At 38.1% G+C, this 14402-nt stretch carries 18 protein-coding genes; 12 read left to right on the top strand and 6 right to left on the bottom strand.

What is annotated here, in order from left to right:
• Positions 1-105: 105 nt before the first annotated feature.
• The 3 genes from GQR56_RS00250 (at position 106) to GQR56_RS00240 (ending at position 2449) form a co-directional block, all read left to right on the top strand.
• On the top strand, positions 106-855 hold the full coding sequence (locus GQR56_RS00250) for a transporter substrate-binding domain-containing protein (protein ID WP_166108778.1): 750 nt from the start codon (positions 106-108) through the stop codon (positions 853-855).
• A 79-nt stretch (positions 856-934) separates the two neighbouring features.
• On the top strand, positions 935-1501 hold the full coding sequence (locus tag GQR56_RS00245; RefSeq protein ID WP_166108777.1) for an alkylphosphonate utilization protein: 567 nt from the start codon (positions 935-937) through the stop codon (positions 1499-1501).
• 135 nt (positions 1502-1636) lie between these two features.
• A complete protein-coding gene (locus GQR56_RS00240) occupies positions 1637-2449 on the top strand; it encodes an META domain-containing protein (RefSeq protein ID WP_166108776.1) in 813 nt (270 codons plus the stop codon).
• A gap of 59 nt (positions 2450-2508) precedes the next feature.
• On the opposite strand, the gene rlmJ is transcribed toward GQR56_RS00240, so the two are convergent.
• Positions 2509-3348, bottom strand: a complete 840-nt coding sequence (gene rlmJ, locus GQR56_RS00235) for a 23S rRNA (adenine(2030)-N(6))-methyltransferase RlmJ (protein WP_166108775.1) — start codon at positions 3346-3348, stop codon at positions 2509-2511.
• Between the two features lie 238 nt (positions 3349-3586).
• On the opposite strand from rlmJ, the gene zapB reads away from it, so the two are divergent.
• The 8 genes from zapB to GQR56_RS00195 all read left to right on the top strand — a co-directional run bounded on the left by zapB (position 3587) and on the right by GQR56_RS00195 (position 9311).
• Entirely contained in the window at positions 3587-3817 is a 231-nt protein-coding gene (zapB, locus tag GQR56_RS00230; RefSeq protein WP_024610458.1) for a cell division protein ZapB, read from the top strand.
• Positions 3817-4122 (top strand): cell division protein ZapA, encoded by a 306-nt coding sequence (locus GQR56_RS00225; RefSeq protein ID WP_166108774.1) that lies wholly within the window; start codon positions 3817-3819, stop codon positions 4120-4122. Before zapB ends, GQR56_RS00225 begins: the two co-directional genes overlap by 1 nt.
• 63 nt (positions 4123-4185) lie before the next feature.
• Positions 4186-5208, top strand: coding sequence for an MBL fold metallo-hydrolase (locus tag GQR56_RS00220; protein ID WP_166108773.1), 1023 nt, complete (start codon positions 4186-4188; stop codon positions 5206-5208).
• A 55-nt stretch (positions 5209-5263) separates the two neighbouring features.
• On the top strand, positions 5264-6736 hold the full coding sequence (locus GQR56_RS00215; protein ID WP_024610455.1) for a LysM peptidoglycan-binding domain-containing protein: 1473 nt from the start codon (positions 5264-5266) through the stop codon (positions 6734-6736).
• Between the two features lie 65 nt (positions 6737-6801).
• The gene (locus tag GQR56_RS00210; protein ID WP_024610454.1) at positions 6802-7290 is read left to right on the top strand and encodes a peptidylprolyl isomerase; all 489 of its coding nucleotides are present in this window, start codon (positions 6802-6804) and stop codon (positions 7288-7290) included.
• 21 nt (positions 7291-7311) lie between these two features.
• Positions 7312-8040 (top strand): SDR family oxidoreductase, encoded by a 729-nt coding sequence (locus tag GQR56_RS00205; RefSeq protein WP_166108772.1) that lies wholly within the window; start codon positions 7312-7314, stop codon positions 8038-8040.
• 10 nt (positions 8041-8050) lie between these two features.
• Entirely contained in the window at positions 8051-8890 is an 840-nt protein-coding gene (locus tag GQR56_RS00200) for an amidohydrolase family protein (protein WP_166108771.1), read from the top strand.
• Between the two features lie 49 nt (positions 8891-8939).
• Positions 8940-9311: a hypothetical protein gene (locus tag GQR56_RS00195; RefSeq protein WP_166108770.1), complete on the top strand. Its 372-nt coding sequence runs from the start codon at positions 8940-8942 to the stop codon at positions 9309-9311.
• 88 nt (positions 9312-9399) lie between these two features.
• Here the strand turns inward: GQR56_RS00195 and GQR56_RS00190 are convergent, their stop codons facing one another.
• The 4 genes from GQR56_RS00190 to GQR56_RS00175 form a co-directional block, all read right to left on the bottom strand.
• A complete protein-coding gene (locus GQR56_RS00190; RefSeq protein WP_024610450.1) occupies positions 9400-10575 on the bottom strand; it encodes a mandelate racemase/muconate lactonizing enzyme family protein in 1176 nt (391 codons plus the stop codon).
• Positions 10576-10601: 26 nt separating this feature from the next.
• A complete protein-coding gene (locus GQR56_RS00185; protein ID WP_166108769.1) occupies positions 10602-11369 on the bottom strand; it encodes a class II aldolase/adducin family protein in 768 nt (255 codons plus the stop codon).
• Positions 11370-11536: 167 nt separating this feature from the next.
• Positions 11537-11860, bottom strand: a complete 324-nt coding sequence (locus GQR56_RS00180) for a c-type cytochrome (protein ID WP_166108768.1) — start codon at positions 11858-11860, stop codon at positions 11537-11539.
• A 187-nt stretch (positions 11861-12047) separates the two neighbouring features.
• A complete protein-coding gene (locus GQR56_RS00175; protein ID WP_166108767.1) occupies positions 12048-12587 on the bottom strand; it encodes a DUF2058 domain-containing protein in 540 nt (179 codons plus the stop codon).
• 198 nt (positions 12588-12785) lie between these two features.
• Between GQR56_RS00175 and GQR56_RS00170 the strand changes: the two genes are divergently transcribed.
• Positions 12786-13934: an MFS transporter gene (locus tag GQR56_RS00170; protein ID WP_166108766.1), complete on the top strand. Its 1149-nt coding sequence runs from the start codon at positions 12786-12788 to the stop codon at positions 13932-13934.
• On the opposite strand, the gene GQR56_RS00165 is transcribed toward GQR56_RS00170, so the two are convergent.
• Positions 13901-14401, bottom strand: coding sequence for a prolyl-tRNA synthetase associated domain-containing protein (locus tag GQR56_RS00165; RefSeq protein ID WP_166108765.1), 501 nt, complete (start codon positions 14399-14401; stop codon positions 13901-13903). The two genes, GQR56_RS00170 and GQR56_RS00165, sit on opposite strands and share 34 nt — an antisense overlap.
• Position 14402: the final 1 nt, after the last annotated feature.

Here is a 14402-nt window from a genome sequence, read left to right as displayed (position 1 = left end):
GCATAGAATATACATAGTATAAATATACTATTCGTTACAAAAAAACTATAATACTTAACACTAAAGTTATAGTTTCACTAAATTTAAACCTATTAAGGAAAGCATTTGATTAACTTAAAAGGGCTATTAATAGCCTGCTTGTTATTATTCTCTTTTCCTATATTAGCTGAATTAAATAACCCAGCTTTAAAATATAATATTACTTCATCAGGGAACTACTACCCTTATTATACAAATAACCCTGTAGAGCCTGGTGTACTGCCAGAAATTATCGAAAAAATACTTAGTGATGCAGATATATCAGCATCGCACGTAAACCTACCAACAAAACGAATTACAAAATACCTTCAAGATGAAGTAATCGATTTTGATGTAATTACACTTAAATGGTTACCCGAAAGTGAGCGAAACAACCCTCAATATATTTTTTCTGAGCCATTAGTTAATGCAACAGAAATGGTTGTAAGTCTGTCTGAAAACATTAATAACTGGCAAAGCGCTAATAGTTTATATAATAAAAACGTAGGCACTGTTTTAGGTTACTACTATCACAACGATAATTTATTTAATCGCATAGATTTTCCTTCTGAAAAAGAACTTATGATTGCACTTGCTCGCAAACGAGTCGATGTAGCAATTATTGGAAAACTACCCGCTTTACATTGGTCTAAACAATTAAATGTTGATATTGCTTTTGGTCCGCAGTATTCACATGGCTTATTAAAAATACGCTTATTGAGCAAACATAAAGTTTTATTGCCAGCAATTAACAAAGCTATTAAAAACCTCCATAGCAGCGGCTTCATTCAGCAAGTTGCCGATAAATATATGGCAAATATACCCACACAAAATTAAGGGACTAATGGCACAAAGCCACTATGATGGGGTATAATAGCAACAAATGTTAACTCGACCAGAACGAGAAAGAACCTCCATGAGTATTGAAAAAGCCTTAATTGAACGCAGTAGTAGTCAATGTGAATTATGTGCAGCAACCGAAAACCTTTCAGTTTACGAAGTACCACCTGTAACCGAAACCCACTCAGACAAATGTATTTACACATGCCAAACATGTAAAGATCAAATCGAAAACAGTAGTGAGCTAACACCAACACATTGGCATTGTTTAAACGACAGCATGTGGAGTCAAACTCCTGCCGTACAAGTTGTAGCTTACAGAATGCTTTCGCGTTTAGCGCCGGATAATGGCTGGGCACAAGACGCTCTAGACATGATTTACCTTGAAGAAGACACGCTAGCTTGGGCTAAAAAAGCACTTGCAGAAGATGACGACGTAAAGCACGTTGATAGCAATGGTGTAGTACTTCAAGCTGGCGATACAGTTACCCTTATTAAAGACTTAGATGTTAAAGGCAGCAGCCTTACCGCTAAACGTGGTACCGCAGTACGTAATATTGGCTTAACAAGTAACCCTGAACACATCGAAGGGCGAGTTGATGGTCAACGTATTGTAATTTTGACTAAATACGTTAAAAAATAAGACCGAGTAATTAATTTTATTAAGGACGCATTTGCGTCCTTTTTTATTTTAAACAACCAATTAAGCAATGATTAAGTCACTTATTAATACAATTACTTTAATTTGTTTAAGTAATACTTTTAATTAGGGATAATTATGCCAAAGCGCAAACCTGCACATACAACTATAAAATCATTTGTTGGTTTTAGTTTGCTAGCCTGTGGTACTTTTATACTTGCTGGTTGCGACCAACAAACTCCATCATCAAGCACGGAGCAAGTAAAAAAAACGACAATCTTAACCACACAAGTTAGTTACTCCGATCGCTCAATGCTACGCCCAGGCTCACAACTTATAGTTACGCTTTCTGATGTATCAAAAATGGATGTAAGAGTTGATATTATTAGCCAACAAATACTCGATATAACCAAGACGCCACCTTACACTGTTGACCTTATATACGATGCAAGTAAAATTAACTCTAAACATCGTTATAGCTTAAGTGCCCGTATTATTAATAAAGATCGCGTGTTGTATACGAGTGCTGCCCATTACAACCCCTTTACTGAGTCAAAATCTACTAACCCGTATAAAATAGAATTATCAAAAGCCTCAACTAATAAGCCAAATGTTGATTTAGTAAATACTTACTGGAAAGCTAAAACGTTAAATGCAGAGCTGGTTAACGTTATTACTAAAGAACCATTTATTCAGTTTGATAAAAACAACAAGGTACATGGCTTTTTAGGGTGTAACAACTTTACTGCAAGCTACCAATTAGATAAGCAAACCATTGCTTTTAATCAACTCGGAAGTACAAAAAAAATGTGCAGCGAAGCTATGGACCAAGAAGCTGCATTATCTAAAGCATTAAACAAAAGTGCCCAGTGGCAAGTCACCGGTGAAACACTCACTCTAAATAACAGTGACGGGAAGCGTTTAGCTACTTTTGGCGCTGTATATTTTTAATTAATAAAAAAAAGCCCAGCGTATGCTGGGCGTATATCAGTAACTTAAATATTAACGGATTACTCGTCTACCAATTGCTCACTGCGATAAAAGCCACTTGGCTTACTTAATAAAGTCATAAGCTCTGGTAACACTTCATCCATAGTATGCTTTAATTTCCACGGCGGGTTTATCACAATCATGCCTGATGCAGTCATACCGTGCACATCAGTATCATCCTCAGTACCTAATTCAAATAACTGAATGTTGCGCATACCTGAATCAATTAAACCCTGCTCCATGTTTTCAATGCGCTCTCTATCTACAACTGGATACCAAATCATATAAGTACCTGTAGAAAAACGCTGGTAAGCTTTAACTAAGGTTTTTACAACTGTTTCGTAGTCATCTTTAATTTCGTATGGTGGGTCGATTAACACACATGCCCTGCGAGATGCTGGTGGCAACAAGCCAACTAAACCTGCAAAACCATCTTCTCCACGCACACGAATAGAGCGCTTACCTTGCATGTTTTCTTCAAGTAACAACAGATCGCGAGGGTGAAGCTCAAAAAACCAACCTTTATCTTGGCGGCGCAAAAAGTGCTCTGCTATTTTTGGAGAACCTGGATAAAACGCAAGTTCATCAGTGTCGTTAAATGATTTAATTAGATCAATATATTCATTAAGCGCAGCGTGCTCACTTTTATGCTTCCAGAGTTTTTCAATACCATCTTGATACTCTTGTGTTTTTTGCGCATCAGCGGCTGCTAATTCAAAAAAACCCGCACCCGAATGCGTATCTATATAATCAAGCGGTTTATCTTTAATTGTTTGATAGCCTAGCACCTGTGCTAGCACTAAATGTTTAAGTACATCGGCAGGGTTACCCGCATGAAATGAGTGTCTATAACTAAGCATTATTTATTTTCGCCATACGCAATTTAATATCGTAAGTGAACCATAAGCACTGTGCTTTGGCAACTTACACCATTATATGAGAGTGTTTAAGTGAACCATTTCTGAATGAAAAAGCCCATATGATGAATTATCCCTTAACGCAGAAGAAAAATCAGCTAAAACCACCGTAAATGCTGGCAAATCAACACACTTTGCTTTACATTTGCATGACATTAATTACAGTTATATGAGCGCATTTATGAATAACAACACTCTTCAACAACTCGAACAACTGATCGATTCACTAATTGATCGTAATAATCAATTACAAACTGATGTTTCTAGCTTAAAAGAGCAAAATAGTAAGTTAGTAGACGAAAACGAGCTACTACAACTAGAAGCTCTTGAAAACGAAGAAAAACAAAAAGATGCCAGCACTACTTTATCTGGTCTTCTTGATAAGCTACAAAGCGCACAACAGGCTAGCTAATGTCTGAGCTGCAAAACCAGCGGGTCACTGTTGAGTTGCTAGGTAAAGAGCAGCAATTTGCTTGCCCTGAAGGACAAGAAGAAGCGTTAATAGCAGCAGCTAAAAATCTAAATGACTTAGTTGAACAAATGAAACAGCGTTCATCCGTTAGAAACGATCAAAAAGCTCTGCTTATGGCTGCACTTAACTTAAGCCACGAATTGCTAGAAGCAAAAACGCTGGCAACCGTTGATCAGCAACATCAAGACCAACTCGTTGACAAACTCAGTCAATATTTGGCAAGTGACCCCAAACATAAAAAATAAAAAGCGCAAATTGCGCTTTTTGTTTATTATTAAAGTAACTAAACGCCAGCGTCGAGATACTAAATGCAGTTATCACTTTCTTCTATAATCACCTCATGTAAACACTTACTTCTCTTGTGTTCATTATCTGCTTTAGCTACACAAGCAAATGCAGCGGTTAGCTGGGAGACAATAAATCCCAACATACAATTTTTAAAACAAGAAAATAAACTACGCTTTTACGACTCAAATCAAGTTCTTATTGAAGGCGATGAATGTGCATTACTTGTTGATGCCAGCGGAAACTTCGCTGCGGTTGAGCAATTAGTCAATGATTTAAAAAAACGCCTTAAAACGCCTTTATGCTATTTAGTTGCTACGCATTATCATGACGATCATTTGCTTGGTATGGCGGTTATGCAGCACTTTTATCCAGACGCTAAACTGATTGTTCATCAGCAAGTAGACAAAAATTTTAGTGTGTATCAAAAAGCATTTAACGACCAACTCGATAGCTACGAAAAAAGTATTGAACTGAGCTATCAACGCTTGGCAAATATTCCAAAAGAAGAGCAACCTCAGTGGCGAGCAAAGTTAGATTTAGCCAAAAAACGACTTTTTCGCTGGCAAGAATACCAATTAAATACACCGCAAATAACTATAAATAAAAGCAGAACTCTTAATTTAGGTGGATTTGAAATAACACTTGAACCCCATAAAGCACATACCAATGGTGATTTAACTATTAGCACTAATAATGGCAGTATTTTAATTGGTGGTGATAGCGTTGATTGGCTTCCCTACCCTGGACATGGTGAGCTTGAAAGTTGGCAAGCACTTCTTAAGCAATACATTAATGATGATAAACTTACTTTAATTATACCTGGTCACGGCGGGACACTTAATAAATCTCAGCTCAAGCAACCCTTATCGTTTTTAACAGCAATGACTGAGCACGTTAAAAACAATAAAGAGCAGACTATAGAGCAACTTATGTTGTCTTTTCCTGAGGAAGTAATGAAGCCTTATAGAGAAGAATCTCTTAGCGCTAAATCAAGTAATTTATTTTTACAATCAGGGCTGGCTCGCGCTAAAAGTACGCAGTAACTCAACACAACGGATTGTGTTAAAATAATAAAAGGAATTTATAAAAGTGATCACTATGCGCTGTTTGATCTTATGTTTTTTGGGTGTTTTTTTATTTGGTTGCGAAACCACAGAACCAGAGTTACGAGAAGCTCCACAAATATTTACTCATTTTGAGCCTAGCTACGAGTATCAAAATGAGCCAGTACCACAGACAGAGCAACCAACTACCGTTAGTAAGAAAATAACACCACCACTTAAAAGAACGGTTATTAAAAAGCGCCCACCGAGAACAACTGATTTATGGGTGCACATTGCTAATAACTTACATTTTACGGTGTATCAAAATCGTGCTTTAAAAAGTCGTATTAACTGGTATTTAAAACAACCCAACTATTTACCTACTGTTAGTAAGCGTGCTGCTCCCTACCTGTATCATATTGTAAAAAAAATAGAGCAAAAGCAGTTACCTATGGAACTTGCACTATTGCCATTTGTTGAAAGTGATTTTAGACCAACAATTGCATCATCACAGCAAGCCGTTGGTGTTTGGCAATTAGTTGGAGCAACCGCACACCACTTTGGTGTTAAGTCGGATCAGTGGTATGACGGTCGTCAAGATGTACTTGCCTCTACCGATGCTGCGCTTAATTATTTAAGTTATTTACATGAGCGTTTTGATGGTAACTGGCTGCATGCTCTTGCTGCTTATAACAGTGGTGAAGGACGTGTTAAGCGCGCAATAGACAAAAATAAAAAACGCGGTAAAAGCACCGATTATTGGTCATTAGATTTACCTAAAGAAACTGCCGACTATGTACCTAAATTACTTGCCCTTAGTTATTTAGTAAAACATCCGCAAAAAGGAATTAACCGTCCACGATTAGCCTATAAACCACTTACAACGACTATGAATGTGGGACAGCAATTTGATTTTTCGGTAATCGCTAAACTCTCCGGTGTTGGTTCAAAACAATTACACTCACTCAATCAAGGCTATCTAAAAAATCAGAGTTCTCCTAATGGTCCGCATACATTACTACTTCCTATTGGGCAAGAAACGCTACTAAAAAGTCAGTTTTTTAGATCTAACTTTGCTGGCGAATACATAGTAAAACAAGACGATACCCTTTATGGTATTGCTAGACATTTTGATATGTCAGTAACCGCATTACAGCATTTAAACAATAAGCAAACGAGCCAAATTAGCGTTGGTGAAAAGTTATTAGTAGGACAACCCAAAACACTCCCAAAATCATTAACGGTTGATTATAAAATAAGCCCCTATCTAGAGTATCAAGAAGTGGCTATTCCAACTCTCGAGATTGATTATGAAGTAAAGCAGGGAGACACTCTTTGGAGCATTGGTCAACTTTACGATGTACCTCATAGTGATTTAGCTAAGTGGAATAAACTTTCTGCATCAAGCGTGTTAACGCCTGGCACCTCATTAATATTGTTTATCCCTCAAGCAGAAAAACCAAAAGTAGCACCAATAGAAAAAGATTTACTGTTAGATCTACAAAAAACGTTAAATCAACCACGTTAAGTTTATAAACGAATATATTTCGCGTAAAATTACGCCCTAACATAGTCAAATTTAAAGAGACAAGCATGCAAATTAGTAAAAATTCAGCAGTTGAATTTCATTACACCCTTAGCGAAGCCGGTGAGCAAGTAGAAACAAGTACAAGCGAAGCGCCACTTACTTACATTCATGGCAGTGACGGTATGCTTCCTGGTTTAGAAAAAGCACTTGAAGGCAAAGAAGCTGGCGAAAAATTTAGTGTAACCCTAGAGCCAAGTGAATCGTACGGCGAACGTGTTGATGACTTGATTCAACGTATCCCACTAAAGCACTTACAAGGCGACGTTAAAGTATGGAAACCAGGTATGACAGCAATGGTTAGCTCTAACCAAGGTCGTCATCAGGTAACTATTGTTAAGGTTGGTCGTTTTAATGCTGATTGCGATTTAAACCACCCATTTGCTGGTAAAACGCTAACGTTTGATGTTGAAGTTGTATCAGTACGTGAAGCAACAAGTGAAGAAGTTTCTCACGGACACGTGCACGCTGCAGGCGGCTGTGGTCACTCTCACTAGTTAGCAATAAAGGAAGTAAGTATGTCTAAAGTTGCAATAGTTACAGGTGGTACAAAAGGTATTGGTTTAGCTGTAGTAAAGCGCTTGCTAAGTAATGGCTATAAAGTACATAACCTTGATATAGAGCCAAGCGAAACTGGTACATTTCATCAGTGTGACGTAAGTGATGTATCAGCGGTACAAAGCTGTATCAATGCAATCTGTGAACAAAACCAACGTATTGATGTACTTGTTTCTAATGCTGGAAAACATTTAAGCGCAAATATAGAAAGCACCGATGAGCAAACTCTCGATGCGCTTTTTGCGCTTAATGTTAAAGGCGCTTATGCGGCAGTACAAAGCGTATTGCCCAGCATGAAAGCGCAAAATGGCGGCACTATTATATTAGTCGCATCCGATCAGGCAATTATAGGTAAGCAAAACTCTTTTGCATATAACCTAACAAAGCATGCCCTTGCCTCAATGGCTAAAACAACGGCGCTTGATTACGCGAGCTTTAATATTAGAGCAAATGCGGTATGCCCTGGCACAATAGAAACCCCGTTGTTTCATAACGCAATAGATGCATACTGCGCAAAAAGTGGCGCAAACAAAGCTGAAATAGTTGCTGAGGAAGCAAGCCTGCAACCACTTAACAGATTAGGTCAAGCTGATGAAGTTGCGGCCCTTGTGAGCTTTTTAGTAAGCGACGACGCCAGCTTTATTACCGGCAGTCTGCAAAGTATTGACGGTGGCTACACAGCCCAATGAGTACAGTGCAATGAGCATAAAAATTATTGATCCACACGTACATTTTTTTAACTTAGTAGAGGGTCAATACTCATGGCTACAAGGAACTCATCCACCAGCCTGGCCAAATTTAGATAAAATAAAAAAGCCAGTAAGTGCACAGCAACTTATTAAAAGTATCGACTTTGAACTAGCAGGGCTTGTTCATATAGAAGCAGGGTTTGATAACATATCCCCTATTAACGAGCTAAACTGGCTAGACTCGCATTTAAAAGATATTCCATTTAAAGCCATTAGCTACAACCAAATTGACTCACCAGCTGAACAGTTTATAAACTCGTTAGAAGCTTTAGCTCATCCTAGTTTATGTGGCATTAGAGATATAACCGAAGGTGCTGATGCAAAACGCTTATTAAGCGCTAATAGCTTTAAAAATCTAACAACGTTATCAGATACCCAACTGCATTTTGAAGCGCAATTTGATATTGAAAACAGCGAAATAACCAAACAAATTACTGACTACGCAAAACGGTTACCGCAACTTCAAATTATAATTAATCACGCAGGGCTGCCTAGTAATTTAAATACTTGGCAACAAGCTGTTGAGTTACTTGCTCAACATAACAATATTGCGATTAAATTTTCTGGTTTTGAATTACTACTGCTCACCAGCCAACAGCAAATAACATGTTTTAATTTTCTTTTTAATCACTTTGGTGAGCAGCGTATTATGTTTGCTAGCAACTTCCCTGTGTGCCAAATAAATACAAGCTACAGCAATTTATGGCACTGTCGTAAAGCATTGTGCTCAAGCGATAAAGTATGGCACAGCCTCGGCTACGCGAATGCCAAACACTACTATCAAGTATGAGTAAAAGTCGTTATATTAAATTATCTTTTGCTAATAATGCGAGTAGTTTATGAAGGTGTACTTTTTACTAATCGTTGTATTTTCAGCAGCTCTACTCAATGGCTGTATATCTCAAGGCGCAGACCCTACACCTAAGCTTCAACATGCCTTACTTGTTAGTCCAAATAAAATGGCCGTTAGCAACGCAATCAAAACTCTTATACACATGCAGCAGGTTCAACTAGCTGATAATGTATTTACTACCAGCAGCACAGTCACACTTAGCAACGTAAATAATAACAACGCAATAGACACTCAAAGTCTTAATAATCCCGATAGGTTTGAACTGATGATAAAAGGTGAGCAGTGCTATATACGCCACCTTGATAGTAAAGCAACGATCGAGCTTAAAAATGCAGAATGCAAAATTAATGAGCTATAACGAGCGTACCCAAACAACAAAAAAGCCAGCAAGTAAAAATCACTTGCTGGCTCTTTAATATGTAACTCAAATTTTAACTAAAAGATTACTATTTAATTTCTACGCGTTGAGAGCGCATAACAATCTCGTCATTTAGCTCAATGCCAAGCCCTGGTTCTTCTGACACTTCAAAGAAACCATTTTTAGGTTGTGGGTCTTGTAAACACAATTCACGGTTCCACTTTTTAATCGCATAAGTATGATGCTCATGAATCAAAAAGTTAGGAATAGCGGTCTCTAAGTGTAGTGATGCTGCTGTTGCAACCGGACCACCACATACGTGAGCTTGAATACGCACATCAAAAATATCTGCGTAGTCACATACTTTTTTAGTTTCGGTAAAACCACCACACAAACCAATATCCGGTTGTAGTACATCAATACTTTGATCTTCTAAATACGGACGTACACCCCAACGATTATACAAACGCTCACCACCAGCAATAGGCACTGATACTTTATCAGCTACTTTTGCGTGTAATGAATGGTTTAAATAGTTAACTGGCTCTTCAAAGTACATACAGTCAAACTCTTCTGCAATTTCACCTAACTGAATAGCCGTTGTAACGCCAGGTAAGCTATGGCATTCAAAAATAATATCAACCTCGTCGCCTACCGCTTCGCGAATAGCTTGCATACGTGCACGGTATAACTTCATTTCAGTACGTGAGATTATTTTTGTACGGTCGTAATAAGTATTGCCGTCTTTATCATACTGAATTGGGTCTACTTTTACTGCATCGTAACCTTCAGCTATTGCCTTTAAAGCAGCTTCTGCATACTCTTGTGGCTGTACTAGCGCTTTAAATTCGCTATCCCAGTCAAACTGTAATTGCGAAGCGTAAGTACGTAGCTTGTCGTTAACTTTACCGCCTAGTAATTGATAGACCGGTAATCCAAGCGCTTTTCCTTTAATATCCCAAAGAGCGGTGTCTATTGCGCTCATTGCGGCATACACAACAGGTCCGCCGCCTAAGCCCCAAAAGCTTTCACGTAACATACGTGACCATAGCTTTTCTGTTTGAAATGGGTCGTGACCAATTAAAAAAGCATCGGCCATTTCCTTTATCATAGCCGCTGCAGCACTATGGCCTAAATCGTAAGCAAGACCGGCTTCGCCAACACCACTAATGCCTTCATCTGTATGAATACGTACAAATACAGGCGTCCAAGAAGGTCTATCAGGACAGTGAATATCAAATACTTCAACGCGATTTACTTTCATTAAAATTCCTTATTAACCGCTATGGGTTATTTTGCAAAACTAGGGTCAAGTCGATACGCTTTACGTAACATAGCAGGCCACGCAAGTTGCCCGCCAGTACTGCCACTGTGCACTACATTTGCTTGATTATAAATATTATCGATTATAGGCTGCGGTACTTCAATAATCTCTTGTGAGCTTGATTGCAATGCCAATTGTATTTCACACGCGCGCTGTAAATCATAAAAGCGCATAAACGCATCACCAACGGTAGGGCCTACCGTTAAGCCACCGTGGTTTACTAATAACATGTGGTTAGTGCTGCCTAAATCGTCTTGCAGCACTTTTCGCTCATCGTCGTTTACCGCAAGCCCTTCGTAGCCATGATAAGAAAGCGATGGCAGTGAAAACATTGAATACTGGCTAAGCGGTAACAAACCATTTTTTTGCGTTGCAACAGCAATTGTTTCTTTAGTATGAAGATGTATAACACAATGCGCGTCTTCGCGTACTTCGTGAATAGCGCTGTGAATAGTAAAGCCAGCTGGGTTAATACTAAATGGCGTATCGTCGATAATATTACCGTTTAAATCTACCTTCACTAAATTTGAGGCGGTAACTTCATCAAAGGTTAAACCAAAAGCATTTACTAAGTAATGATCGGTACCAGGCAAGCGTGCTGATAAATGCGTATAAATTAAATCGCCCCAACGAAAATGATCTACCAATCTATAGCATGCGGCTAAATCAACGCGTAATTGCCATTCTTGTGCTGACACTTTATCTTTTAAATCGAGTACTGGTAAATCAAACATATTAAGCCTTTTAAAAACACAAACAAGCAACCTACAAAATAGATGTTTAGAAGTCTAAAGCAGTATTAATTTTATAGCAATTAACAAACAAAACAGCCACACAATTGTGTGGCTGTTTATAAAACTAATTTAATGCTAATCGCATTAAATTAGTGTGGCTACGCAAATTATTTTACGTTAGCTAAGTAATCTGCAATTGCTTCAAATTCTTCATCAGTAACTGTTGAAACCATTGCTTTCATTGCCATGGTCATACCGTTATTACGCTTACCTGATTTAATATCTTTCATTTGCGCTAATAAGTAGTCTTTGTTTTGACCATTTAGCTTAGGGTACATACCCATAATTGGCGCTTTACCTTCAGCTCCATGACAAGTTTGACAGCTTTTAGCTGTATATAGCGCAGCGCCATCAGCAGCTGCTGCGTTAAACGAAAAGCTTGCGGCTAAACTAAGACCGGTGCCTAATAATAATGTTTTCATCTTGCTCATTGTATTTACTCTTCTTTTTGACGGTTAGAAAAAACAGTTCATTGATTGTAATAAACAATCAAATAAAAAGTATACGTACGAAACGACACTAGACGATCAACTTAACTACACACTGCTAACGCGTTTCTGCTCACTTGTATTAAGCTTAATAAACAAAAATGAGCCGACACTTAATAGTTAAAATTTCCTACCAAACAATATCGTCTGGCACTTCAAAATCTGCGTACGGATCGTCTTCATCTTTAGGTTTATTTTCTGGCTCGACATGAAAAACAATATATTTTTCATCTACTTCAGCTACTTTTCGTGCTGGTTCATCATCTAATACATAAAACAACCCTTCAAGTACACAAATAGCTAGACGACCACCCGATAACGCTTTTTGCGTTTTCTCGTTTACATCTATATTTTTCACTCGGTTTTCATAAGTAAAATTAAATGTGCGCTCACCACGTATTGCATCTTGGTTATGGTGCTCTAGTATTTGCTTAACACGCGCTTCTTGTTCGCGCTGCTTTAAGCTAACTTGACGTGTTTTATTAAGCTCTTCAGCCTTTTTTTGCTGCTCAAGTTTGGTTTGTTGAATATGCTTTTGCAAATCACTAGGGTTACTAGTAGCCCCTTTTTTTGGCTTTTTTTGCTGCTTACGTTTTTCTGACTTTGCAACTTTGGCTTTGTGTGACGTTGTTAATCCTGCTTGAAGCAATTGGTCTTGTAATGAACCCATGGCTTTGTTCCACTAAAAACTAATATTAAGGTTATTTTAATCACCAACGCGTTTAAATAACAGCGCTATCGACATTAATCTATCAAACTAGTAAAAACAAACCATGATATAACGCACACACTATGGTTTTAATTATGAAATATAAGCTATTTTTAATACAATATGCATAACTGACCCAAAAATACATAGAGCCATACAATGCGACTACCTCACCTACTCGTTTGCTCTGTGTTTATATTTTTTGTACTTTACGCACCTCAGCCCCTACTTAGCCTTTTTGCAAGCGAGTTTAATGTAGCTCCGGCTGTAGCCGGCAGTTTAATGACCGCTGCTATGCTCCCTTTAGCCATTGCACCACTTGTTTATGGTTTACTTTTAGCAAAAAAAAATCCATTACAGATACTGCGTATTGCAATGATGTTTTTAGGTATCAGCTGTCTACTTTTTATTTATGTACCAAGCTTCGAGCTTTTATTGTTAGTTCGATTTTTACAAGGCTTAGCACTCCCCGCAGCTTTAACCGCAATGACCACTTACATAGGCATGAGTTATAGCGCTGATGCACTTCAAAAGAATATGACCCTTTATATAGGCAGCAGTATTGTTGGAGGTTACTTTGGTCGTGTGCTAGCTGCCTTATTTAGTGATTTATGGTACTGGCAAAGCTTTTACTACGTTATTGCTTTTATGCTTGTTGCTTTGGCTTTAACAATTAAACATTCTCACTTTACAAGCCCCACAACAACGTCGCGGCTTTCTTTGCTAGATTACATTAAACAACTTAAAGAAGGAGCTGTACTTAAAGTTTATGGCGCCGTTTTTTGTATGTTCTTTTGCTTTGCTGCACTACTCAATTATTTACCATTCATATTACAAAACACGTTTTTAATAACAAACACTCGCGACATAGGTCTGGTTTACAGTGGTTATTTAATTGGTGCTCTCGCCTCTGTTGCAGCACCTTGGATGCTTAAAAAAGTCCCCTCCCCTTGGCATTTATTAACTGCTGTATTTAGTTTTTATAGCGTGAGTATTATTTTATTAATGAGCCACCAGCTAGTGCTATTTCTAACGGCATTTACTTTATTTTGTGGTGCTATGTTTGTAATCCATTCGACTGCAGCGCCGCTCGTTAATAAAATAAGTAAAGCACCACCAAGTGTTACAAATGGCGGGTATGTCTCTTTTTATTACAGTGGTGGAGCGCTTGGCTCGCTATTACCAGGTGTGGTATACCAACATCATGGTCAAACGGCATTTATGTTTACTTTACTAGCCGTTTGCTTATGTGGTTTGTCATTAATTATGTGGGCTTATTTTGAGGGTAAAAATACAACGCGTGGCTGATGATTTGTGTGATTAAAAAATGTGTTTAAGTCAGCTTTACTAAGCAACCATGTTTGGGTGTTTTCAAACGGGTGGCAATGAAATAAGTCACCGCTGTAAATATCTTGGTCAACCCATAAACTCACTTCACTCTTTTTATCATTTAATAACGCAAGCATTGAAACACACCCTGGCGCTACCTTTAAATACTTAGCTAAACGCTCACTTGAAGCAAACCCGATCCGTGAAAGCCCTTGCTGCTTTGATAATAACTTTAAGTCGAGTTGCTTATCATGTGCTGTAATAACTAAAAAGTGCTGTTTACCCTGGTTATCACGTAAAAATAAGTTTTTTAGGCGAGTACCAGGACGCTCAATCATAAATTCATCAGCCGCTAAGCTCGTATGTAACGCCGGATGCTCTATTACATCGTAATTAATATTTAGGTGCGTTAAAAGCTCTGCTAACTTAGTTTTATCCGCATACATA

Origin of the sequence: Pseudoalteromonas sp. Z9A5 (assembly GCF_011378875.1) — a bacterium.
Classification (GTDB): Bacteria; Pseudomonadota; Gammaproteobacteria; order Enterobacterales; family Alteromonadaceae; genus Pseudoalteromonas.
This window is presented reverse-complemented; position numbering and strand designations above follow the sequence as displayed.

Bases quoted from the DNA above. Each gene is read 5' to 3' on its own strand.
- rlmJ (WP_166108775.1), bottom strand. From the start codon at position 3,348: ATGCTTAGTTATAGACACTCATTTCATGCGGGTAACCCTGCCGATGTA.
- GQR56_RS00220 (WP_166108773.1), top strand. From the start codon at position 4,186: ATGCAGTTATCACTTTCTTCTATAATCACCTCATGTAAACACTTACTT.
- GQR56_RS00190 (WP_024610450.1), bottom strand. From the start codon at position 10,575: ATGAAAGTAAATCGCGTTGAAGTATTTGATATTCACTGTCCTGATAGA.
- GQR56_RS00185 (WP_166108769.1), bottom strand. From the start codon at position 11,369: ATGTTTGATTTACCAGTACTCGATTTAAAAGATAAAGTGTCAGCACAA.
- GQR56_RS00195 (WP_166108770.1), top strand. From the start codon at position 8,940: ATGAAGGTGTACTTTTTACTAATCGTTGTATTTTCAGCAGCTCTACTC.
- GQR56_RS00175 (WP_166108767.1), bottom strand. From the start codon at position 12,587: ATGGGTTCATTACAAGACCAATTGCTTCAAGCAGGATTAACAACGTCA.
- GQR56_RS00180 (WP_166108768.1), bottom strand. From the start codon at position 11,860: ATGAGCAAGATGAAAACATTATTATTAGGCACCGGTCTTAGTTTAGCC.
- GQR56_RS00200 (WP_166108771.1), top strand. From the start codon at position 8,051: ATGAGCATAAAAATTATTGATCCACACGTACATTTTTTTAACTTAGTA.
- GQR56_RS00215 (WP_024610455.1), top strand. From the start codon at position 5,264: ATGCGCTGTTTGATCTTATGTTTTTTGGGTGTTTTTTTATTTGGTTGC.
- GQR56_RS00225 (WP_166108774.1), top strand. From the start codon at position 3,817: ATGTCTGAGCTGCAAAACCAGCGGGTCACTGTTGAGTTGCTAGGTAAA.
- GQR56_RS00240 (WP_166108776.1), top strand. From the start codon at position 1,637: ATGCCAAAGCGCAAACCTGCACATACAACTATAAAATCATTTGTTGGT.
- GQR56_RS00205 (WP_166108772.1), top strand. From the start codon at position 7,312: ATGTCTAAAGTTGCAATAGTTACAGGTGGTACAAAAGGTATTGGTTTA.
- GQR56_RS00245 (WP_166108777.1), top strand. From the start codon at position 935: ATGAGTATTGAAAAAGCCTTAATTGAACGCAGTAGTAGTCAATGTGAA.
- GQR56_RS00170 (WP_166108766.1), top strand. From the start codon at position 12,786: ATGCGACTACCTCACCTACTCGTTTGCTCTGTGTTTATATTTTTTGTA.
- GQR56_RS00165 (WP_166108765.1), bottom strand. From the start codon at position 14,401: ATGTATGCGGATAAAACTAAGTTAGCAGAGCTTTTAACGCACCTAAAT.
- zapB (WP_024610458.1), top strand. From the start codon at position 3,587: ATGAATAACAACACTCTTCAACAACTCGAACAACTGATCGATTCACTA.
- GQR56_RS00210 (WP_024610454.1), top strand. From the start codon at position 6,802: ATGCAAATTAGTAAAAATTCAGCAGTTGAATTTCATTACACCCTTAGC.